At 72.8% G+C, this 2,034-nt stretch carries 2 protein-coding genes and 1 pseudogene; 2 read left to right on the forward strand and 1 reads right to left on the reverse strand.

What is annotated here, in order from left to right; all coding sequences use genetic code 11:
* On the forward strand, positions 1–955 hold a 955-nt coding region (locus EYA84_RS31065), incomplete at its 5' end, for a molybdopterin-dependent oxidoreductase (protein WP_153227126.1).
* Positions 956–1,012: 57 nt separating this feature from the next.
* On the opposite strand, the gene EYA84_RS31070 is transcribed toward EYA84_RS31065, so the two are convergent.
* Positions 1,013–1,396 (reverse strand): WhiB family transcriptional regulator, encoded by a 384-nt coding sequence (locus tag EYA84_RS31070; RefSeq protein ID WP_131057755.1) that lies wholly within the window; start codon positions 1,394–1,396, stop codon positions 1,013–1,015.
* A gap of 254 nt (positions 1,397–1,650) precedes the next feature.
* Between EYA84_RS31070 and EYA84_RS31075 the strand changes: the two are divergent.
* A pseudogene (locus EYA84_RS31075) lies at positions 1,651–2,034 on the forward strand (helix-turn-helix transcriptional regulator); the annotation flags it as partial.

A 2,034-nucleotide genomic window follows, 5' to 3' on the forward strand; every position in this document is an offset into this window, starting at 1 on the left:
GGCGGCGATCAGCCTGCCCGCCCCGGTCTCCGCCGCGCCGCCGCTGCCCGCCGGTGTCGACCTGGAGGTGCCGGGCCTGGCGCGGTACGTCACCGAGAACCGGCGCTTCTATCGCATCGACACCGCGCTCGTGGTGCCGCAGGTGGATCCGGAGACGTGGCGGCTGCGCATCCACGGCCGGGTGCGCAATCCGGTGACGCTGAGCTTCGCGGACCTGTTGGCCCGGCCGATGGTGGAGCGGTACGTCACGCTGGCCTGCGTCTCCAACGAGGTCGGCGGCGATCTGATCGGCAACGCGCGGTGGCTCGGCGTACCGATCCGGGAGCTGCTCGACGAGGTGCAGCCGCTCGACGGCGCGGACCAGGTGGTCGGGCGCTCGGTGGACGGCTGGACCTGCGGCACCCCGACGTCGGTGCTGCGGGACGGGCGGGACGCGTTGCTCGCCGTCGGTATGAACGGCGAGCCGCTGCCGGTGGCGCACGGATTCCCGGCCCGGATGGTGGTGCCCGGCCTCTACGGGTACGTGTCGGCGTGCAAGTGGATCACCGAGCTGGAGCTGACCAGCTTCGCCGACTTCGACGCGTACTGGGTGCCCCGGGGCTGGTCGGCCGAGGGGCCGGTGAAGACGCAGTCGCGGATCGACACGCCCCGCCCGCGTAACCGTCCCGCCGCCGGCCCGGTCACCGTAGCCGGGGTCGCGTGGGCGCAGCACCGGGGCGTACGCCGGGTCGAGGTCCGCGTCGACGGCGGACCCTGGCAGGAGGCGGAGCTGGCGCCGACGGCCTCGGTGGACACCTGGGTGCAGTGGTCCTGGCGGTGGGAGGCGACGCCCGGCGAGCACACGCTCCAGGTGCGGGCGACGGACAGCACCGGCGAGACGCAGACCGGGCAGCGGCAGGACGTGGCGCCGGACGGCGCGACGGGTTGGCACTCGGTCACCCTGACGGTCGAGTGACGCACAGACCGACGCCGCGCTTCCGGGGGGCGGGAGCGCGGCGTCGGGGGCGTTCGGTCAGGCGACGTTGCGTTGGGGCGGGAGGGCCGCCCGGTGGGAGCTGCCCAGACGGGCTTCCAACCGGTTGACGTCGACCCGGGTCTGCCGACGGTCGGCGAGGTCCTCCCAGCCGACCGCGAGCAGGCGCAGGCGCTCCGACTCGCTGAATCCACCCCACACGCCGTACGGCTCCCGCACCGCCAACGCGTGCGCGGCGCACTCGGCGCGTACCGGGCAGGCGCGGCAGACGTTCTTGGCGGAGGACTCCCGCCGGAGCCGGGAGGATCCGCGCTCGCCGTCGGGGTGGAAGAACTGTGCGCTGTCGCGGCCACGACAGGAGCCGAGGCGCTGCCAGTCCCACAGGTCGATGATCGGTCCGGGCAGTCTACGTACGTTCGACATCTGCACCCCTCCTCTCGCGCGGCACCGCGAGATACTTCGTGGCCGGCTGTCCGGGCGGCGGGCCGCGCAGGCGCACCGTTCCCGGCCTGAGCCCCTCGGTACCCAGCCCCTTCTCGGCTCACACGTGTGTGATCGAAAACGTTTGCCGAATTGGGGCATATGCCCTTTCTGTCGGAAAAGTTGGAAGAGTTGCCGGGAACCTCCTCCCGACCCCACCCCGTCATGGTCTGCTCGTGTGCGGAGAGGAGATCACAGTGCGTACGGTTCTCGTGTGCGTTCGGACGCCGCTCGCGGCGCAGCACCTGACCTCAGCGGCAGCGCGGCTGGGGCTGTCGGGTGCGGTCCGGACGGCGGTCTCCGATCCGGAGGTGATGCTCCGGCTCGCCGAGCGCCCCGCCGACGTGGTGCTCGCCGACACCGCCATCACCCGGCCCGACAGTGCCGGTTTCGTCCGACGGGTCCTGGCCCGCGCGCCGCAGGCCAGCGTGTTGCTGCTCGGCGCGGAGGAGTCCGAGGCGGCGGCGGCGACCATCAGCGCCGGTGCGCGCGGCCTGATCCAGGGCGTGGACCACGATCTCACCAGCGCGGTCGCCAAGGCGCTGCTGCTGCTGGCCGCCTCCTGTCTCTGTTACACATCT

The organism is Verrucosispora sp. SN26_14.1 (assembly GCF_004307965.1).
In the GTDB taxonomy this organism is placed as follows: domain Bacteria; phylum Actinomycetota; class Actinomycetes; order Mycobacteriales; family Micromonosporaceae; genus Micromonospora.